The sequence below is a fragment of the Okeania sp. SIO2B3 genome, assembly GCF_010672525.1.
GTDB lineage: Bacteria > Cyanobacteriota > Cyanobacteriia > Cyanobacteriales > Microcoleaceae > Okeania.
In genome coordinates, this window is sequence record NZ_JAAHGH010000189.1 from 1 (window position 1) to 6,483 (window position 6,483).

Genomic DNA, 6,483 nt, shown 5'->3' on the forward strand with positions numbered 1-6,483 from the left:
CAATTACTATGGTGCTGTGGTTTTTAGCTAACCATGTTGTGAGTTTATGTAGTGCGTCTGCTCTAATATCGGCGACTTTCTTGTGAACCTTTGCTAGTTTTTTTACTGCTTTGCGTCTGTTTTTGGAACCAATAACTTTTTTGCTAACTGCACGTTGATGACGAACTAATTGTTTTTTGGCTTGTCTATAGGCTTTGACATTAGCAAATTTACTGCCATCAGAACAGGTTGCTAATATATTTATGCCTATGTCTACACCTATAGTTTCTCCTACTTTTTCTTTTGGATCTTGTTCAAAATTATATTTAAAACTGATGTACCAACTATCTGCACGTTTTGATATTCTCACATTTTTTACTCTGCAATTCGGTAAGATTTCATAAGTTTTTACTACTCCTATTCTGGGTAATTGTATGTAGTTCCCTTGAATAATCTTAATACTACCTTCTAAATAAAAACTGTCTTTTCTACCTTTTTTCTTAAAGACCGGAAAACCACGTTTAGGAATAGTTAAAAAGTTTTTAAATGCCCTTTCTAAATCTCTTAATGCTTGTTGTGGGGCACATTTAGATACCTCATAGTACCAGGGATTAATTGATTTGACTTCGGCTACTAAACGCTTATGCAGGGTGATGGCGCTGGGGCGTTTTTTAGTTTCTTCGTACTCTTTTATGCAAGTTGCTAATCCCCAATTATAGGCATGACGTGCAACTCCTGCGTGTTTGGCAAGTATTGTTTTTTGGTAATTGTTAAGTTTTAACTTAGTTTTAAAGGATTTCATTGGAACTGGTAAACCATGAAAAAAAGTATTTAATAATTTAGAAGGGTTTAAGATACAGTAGCAGATAATCAGCAGGTTTTCAAGATTTATTAAGATTTTTCCAACTTTGTCCAATTATTCGGCTTCAGTAGTTAGCCCCACAGTTATTAACCCTCTATTTCCAATTACTTTTGCAGCAGCTACATTATGATTTTTATAGAAGGTTGAGTTTAGCATACAGCTACTTTTGCTTTTTCCCTCAGTTATCTTATCATGCTGTGTTGCAGTTAATTCCAAGACTTTTGATGTTAATGATCGGCTGATATGTCCCATTCTAAGAAGTCTTGTGCAATATTAAACTATAAAGTTTTTTCTTGAGTTTATAAATTTGGCACATCTACAATCTCAGCTTTTGCCTGACGAATCATATCTATCTATAATGGATTAAAAAACCGTGAAATGTATCTGTGAAAAGCTATGCTTGATTTGATCTAAAACAGATTTTGATTTTTTGCAGAGAACAATTTTTTGCCCAAAAAAGTGTTGAGATTATTAAAAGTACCACCATAAGTAATAGTTGGACTATCATAGCCTTTCAGATTTACTTGATACTGCTTAAATATTTGATGCACATTTTCTAAATCGCAAATATATTGATAAGTACCTTCTCCCAAAGCAATATCCATACCAATTTCTTTAGTAGATGATTCTAGGCGAAATGCTGCATTTACAGTATCTCCCAAAGCAGTATAGTCCGAGCGTTCACTACTACCAGCATTACTCACCATTGCATAACCTGTATTTATTCCTGCTCCTACTCTTAAAGGAAACGGTAAAGGGTATGTCCTACTTAATTCTCTTGTTACTTCATATAAATCTTTGAGAGCTTGAAAAATACGAATCATTTCTGCACTATTAACTCCCTCAGCCCCATGAAACCAAACAGCCATAATCGCATCACCAATATATTTATCCACCCAACTTCCATTCTTCCTGATAATATCCCCTGCTTGCCTAAACCAACTACCAATCACTTCAGACAATACTCTCTCGTCCAGTTTTCTAGTCAACACTGTAAAATCTCGGATATCCATTACCATAACTGATATTAGACGACGAACATGCAAGGTAGCTGTAAAATCTTGAGAATCACCACTTATACTCGACTCTGTATCTATTACTAGGTCTGGACAGTTAAATTCTAGTTCTGTTTGACCAAATAGTAAACGATCAGAATCCTTTAAAATTACAGGAATACTAACACGACGACTATTTACGAAAGAGCCATTACGACTGCCTAAATCTATCAGATAAAAATCTCCTTTGTCCATCTGCTGTATCATTGCATGGTTGCGGGATATCCATTTATCAGTCAGGACAAAAGTGTTATCTCTACCTCTACCAATAGTCCAACAATTATTTCCTACTAGAGGTAGGTAGCGATCGCCTGCTTCGGTACGAAGGAGTATATGAGGAGGTTGCAAAGTCACGACAGTGGCACTCATGGTAACACAAGCTCTAAACTTGTGTGAATTCTCTTTTGGTTAAGCACTAAATATATCAGTAATAAACTGATTGCCCCTAAAATAGCATAGGTTTCTACAGGATTATTACTGAGTTCTTCTTCTACTGCACCCCCTCTGACTATCTTACTTATATTAGGCTAAACAAGCAGCTAATAGAAATATACTGTCCACTAAAATTGTACTTAATACTGCTGCTCCAAACGCCCAAAAGTATAACTTTCTTGATTGCAAAGGTACAAGACCAAAAAGCAATAGAATTCCCACTAAAACAAATATCCAAATTATTCCCCAGGAAGTACGTACTTGAGTTAAAGCATCTTGGAATACTTCTAAGGCCATATCTGGTTCAACTATCATTAATCGTCGCCAATAAGGAATAAGGCCAGTTATGTAGAAGTATCCGTCTGTAACTGCTGTACCTAGTAGAGAACCAAGGTAAAAACAGTTACCTATCATTTCTCTTTTGTGTGCCAAACACCATAAAGCAAAAGGTACACATATCGCCTCAACTGGTAAATGGAGGAGTGGTTCTTGTCGTAGCCAACCCCAGTATATTGAGCCTGTTAACCAACTCCAAGTAAATCCCAATAATAGATCGCCCCATATATGGGTATCTCTATCTTTAAGTAGTTTTAAACTTAGCCATAACCAGAAACCTGTCATCGCCAAACTTAACCAAGGTAGTTGACGTACCATTGGAGCTTGAAAAAATACTGGCACTGACACTAGAAATACGGCAGTACAAAACACAGCCCATTTTTGGCTGATTCTAATTTTTTCAGAAAAAAAGAAAAATGAATTTGTCCCCAATTTTTCTGGGTAAAGCATTGTGACTCTAGCAAATAAAGTATTATTCAACAAGGTTTTTTTAATATTTTTTACTTAACTTTATGTAATTTAATATATCATACATATTTATTATCCCCTCCTGGGGCATTTTTATAATAATAGCTATTTTATCCCCTCCTAGGGGATTTTTTAGGAAGAGTTAATAATAAACAAAAATCCTATAAATTAAAGAGTTTTGAGGAGTGAAAACTCAAAAAAGTGGCAATACTTCTGATGCTATAATCAAGCCATAGTTGTACTAAAAACCCTACTGAATGAAATTCTTATTTGCTGTCATTGTCAGCGCCCTAATTTTTATCTCTCTAGAAAAAGTAGGCCAGTCATTACCTTTGGACCCCACTTCCACCTCCGAGCAGCTCTCACAAATGAATATTTTTCAAGCAGTTATTCTAGGTATGGTACAAGGGTTAACAGAATTTTTACCCATTAGTAGTACAGCTCACCTCAAGATTGTTCCTGTCGCCCTGGGTTGGGGAGACCCTGGTGTGGCTTTTACCGCTGTGATTCAATTGGGCAGTATTTTTTCAGTTGTTTGGTATTTTTGGCAGGACTTGACAAAGATTGCGGTCGGTGCATATAAATCTATAGTCACATCCGACTACCAGTCTCCAGATTTCCGCATGGCAGTTGGAATAGCACTGGGAACCATACCAATAGTATTTTTTGGCTTACTAATCAAAATATTTGTTCCAGATTTTGATAACTCGGTCTTGCGCAGTACAGTGGCGATCGCTATTGCTTCAATAGTTATGGCTTTATTATTAGGAATAGCAGAGAAAATTGGCACTCGAAAACGTAATTTTGAGCAACTAGATATTAAAGATGGCATACTCATGGGATTAGCTCAAGCATTGGCATTAGTCCCCGGAGTATCTCGCTCTGGCTCAACTATTACAGGTGGCCTATTTATGGGATTAGAAAGGGCTACAGCAGCAAAATTTTCTTTTTTATTGGGTCTTCCAGCGATTACTTTAGCAGGTTTAGTTGAACTGAAGACTCTATTGGATGAAGGTTTTGGGGGTGTGGGTTTAGTACCTACTATTGCTGGAATTATATCCGCAATAATTTTTTCTTACATAGCAATTGCTTGGTTGATTAAATACTTACAAACTAAAGATACATGGATATTTGTTTGGTATAGATTAGCTTTTGGGGTATTAATTTTAGTGGCGATCGCTGGTGGTGTAATTTGAAGAGGGAAGAGGGAAGAAGGAAGAAGGAAGAAGGAAGAAGGAAGGAAGAGGAAAGGACTGAAATTTGGAAATAATGGATCGGGAAAATGTAACAGTTTGCTAATAAAAGTTATCAATTCTTTCCCCCTACTCTCTGTTTTGGAGGAAATTTCTACTATAAAAATTGAACCCATCCAAGAGTTTCTTAGATGGGAATGAAAGCTACAAAAAACAAAAAAAACTTAACTAGCTATCAGCTATTAGCTATCAGCTATTAGCCTAAAAATTTGTGCATAGAATTAAGTATCTGTTTGTGGAGCATTCAGGAACGTCCAAGCTTGGGTCAAACATCCCCGACACGCGAGCAAGTCATTTAATTTTAGGAGGGGTTTAAATCCCCTTCTAAAAAGCTGACCGCTGATTGCTGAACTGCTGTTTGCGGAGCATTCCGTCAGGAAAAGCTTTTTAAGACATGGCCTGAATGATATAGTCAAAGTAAGGAGCAGCTTCCTGAACATCTTCATCATCAAGTAAAGCAAGAGAAGCTTCCTTCAAACAACGGATTGACTCTACCATTCCAGGAACAGGTACACCCAATGAGTTGTACATTTCCCGAACACCAATCAAACCAATACTTTCAATTGGATCTTTATCACCAGCTAGTACTCCATAAGTAATCAAACGCAAGTACCAACCATAATCCCGGAGGCACAAAGCACGCTCACGTTGACCAAAAGCATTACCACCAGGGGCAATAAAATCTGGACGCCTGCGCCACAACTCTTGACTAGCTTTGTCCACAATTTTTTTCTCATTTTCAGAAAGCACGCTAGCAATACGCACGCGCTGCTCGCCTGTTTTTAAAAAAGTATTTATGGCTTGAAGTTCCCCACTACTGGGGTAACGTAATTCATCGTCTGCTTTGAGAATAACTTGGCTAACTACACTCATAATTATCAAAAAATTTCAGAATTATATTTCATTTTAGCTATTGACGACCTTTCTCAGTCATCAAATTTGAGTGATTTAATTTGAGAGATTTATTGGTATTGTTGAATAGTGGATATTAATTAGGAGTCAGGAGTCAGGAGTCAGGAGTTAGGAGTCAGGAGTCAGGAGTCAGGAGTTAGGAGTTAGGAGTCGGGAATTTAGAAAGGTAGAAAAAAATTTTCATTACCTTTAATTAATGACTAAAATGATTTTGCTAAATTAATGATTTTTAATAAAAAATTATAGGCGATTTGAAATAATTAATCTTGGCAATTGACATCCTCTCCGTGCTTAAGCGACGGAGATTCCCACATCACTGTGAGACTTTCCTCTTTCGTCGAGTCAACTTACTTGCCTGAGTTTCCTCAAGCAAGCAGAGGTCGTTCTCTCCGGAGGCGTGACTTTCCCTGTGCCCCAGGGTAGTTAATAATTGTTTTAGTGCTGCTTGGAGGATATTAATTGCAGCATTTGCCTCCTACGGAGGAGCTACGCTAACGTCCCTATCTACTTCATAACCACAATGTGGACATTGATGAGTTCTGGTGCTGAGAGTTTTGACAACAGTTTCACCGCAGTTAGAAAAGTTTTGAGATGTATAAGCAGGTTCTACTGCAATTACAGGTATCCCATAAATACTGCCAAAATATTCTAACCATTCTCTAAATCTGTACCATGCTGCATCTGCTATTGATTTTGCTAGCTTGTGGTTTTTAATCATGTTACGCACCCGTAGGTTTTCTATCGCTACCAAGTCGTTAGACTGTATGACGCACTGAGCTAACTTACAAACCCAGTCGTTACGTCTGCGTGAAACCTTTAGATGTGCTCTACCTAATTTATTCTTGGCTTTAACTCCCCCGGCGGGAAGTCCCGCGCTCTCCTTCGGGGGAGCGGAGGGATGGGAAAGCCGGGCGTTATTTATGTGGTTCGTCCTGATTTTCTATGTATTTTTTTAGCACTGAAACACTTACACCACCACAGCTAGCAATAAAGTATGATTCACTCCAAAAAACAGCTTTGAAATAAGCTTTGTTGATTTGTTCTGGAAACTCCGTTCTAAGAGCTGATTTATAAAGTAAATCTTAAGTTAGCTAGTCGCCTAACCATAAGGTGAATTAAAGAGCCATAAATCATGGCTTCACTTATATCTGAATACACCTCATAATCTTTACTTAAGCGTCTAAAT

General features: G+C 37.4%; 5 protein-coding genes and 2 pseudogenes. 1 reads left to right on the forward strand and 6 read right to left on the reverse strand.

Annotation, left to right across the window (positions count from 1 at the left end):
• From F6K15_RS37090 to F6K15_RS37100, 3 genes are all read right to left on the reverse strand, one after another.
• Nucleotides 1-781 (reverse strand): transposase (locus F6K15_RS37090; RefSeq protein WP_293071021.1); only part of this gene is annotated, 781 nt, incomplete at its 3' end.
• Nucleotides 782-1,251: 470 nt separating this feature from the next.
• Nucleotides 1,252-2,265 (reverse strand): adenylate/guanylate cyclase domain-containing protein, encoded by a 1,014-nt coding sequence (locus F6K15_RS37095; RefSeq protein WP_293071023.1) that lies wholly within the window; start codon nucleotides 2,263-2,265, stop codon nucleotides 1,252-1,254.
• Between the two features lie 153 nt (nucleotides 2,266-2,418).
• On the reverse strand, nucleotides 2,419-3,147 hold the full coding sequence (locus tag F6K15_RS37100; RefSeq protein WP_363269523.1) for a DUF3120 domain-containing protein: 729 nt from the start codon (nucleotides 3,145-3,147) through the stop codon (nucleotides 2,419-2,421).
• 353 nt (nucleotides 3,148-3,500) lie between these two features.
• Here F6K15_RS37100 and F6K15_RS37105 point away from each other — a divergent pair, with 353 nt between their 5' ends.
• The gene (locus tag F6K15_RS37105; protein WP_363269525.1) at nucleotides 3,501-4,328 is read left to right on the forward strand and encodes an undecaprenyl-diphosphate phosphatase; all 828 of its coding nucleotides are present in this window, start codon (nucleotides 3,501-3,503) and stop codon (nucleotides 4,326-4,328) included.
• Nucleotides 4,329-4,772: 444 nt separating this feature from the next.
• Here F6K15_RS37105 and F6K15_RS37110 read toward each other — a convergent pair whose 3' ends face one another.
• The 3 genes and pseudogenes from F6K15_RS37110 to F6K15_RS37120 form a co-directional block, all read right to left on the reverse strand.
• Entirely contained in the window at nucleotides 4,773-5,258 is a 486-nt protein-coding gene (locus F6K15_RS37110) for an allophycocyanin subunit alpha-B (protein ID WP_293071026.1), read from the reverse strand.
• Between the two features lie 352 nt (nucleotides 5,259-5,610).
• Nucleotides 5,611-6,147, reverse strand: a pseudogene (locus F6K15_RS37115) (RNA-guided endonuclease InsQ/TnpB family protein); the annotation flags it as partial.
• Nucleotides 6,148-6,211: 64 nt separating this feature from the next.
• Nucleotides 6,212-6,358 (reverse strand): annotated as a pseudogene (locus F6K15_RS37120) (transposase); the annotation flags it as partial.
• Nucleotides 6,359-6,483: the final 125 nt, after the last annotated feature.

What these genes read in the sequence shown, in the direction of transcription:
- F6K15_RS37105 (WP_363269525.1), top strand. Translation starts at nt 3,501, where the DNA reads ATGAATATTTTTCAAGCAGTTATTCTAGGTATGGTACAAGGGTTAACA.
- F6K15_RS37110 (WP_293071026.1), bottom strand. Translation starts at nt 5,258, where the DNA reads ATGAGTGTAGTTAGCCAAGTTATTCTCAAAGCAGACGATGAATTACGT.
- F6K15_RS37095 (WP_293071023.1), bottom strand. Translation starts at nt 2,265, where the DNA reads ATGAGTGCCACTGTCGTGACTTTGCAACCTCCTCATATACTCCTTCGT.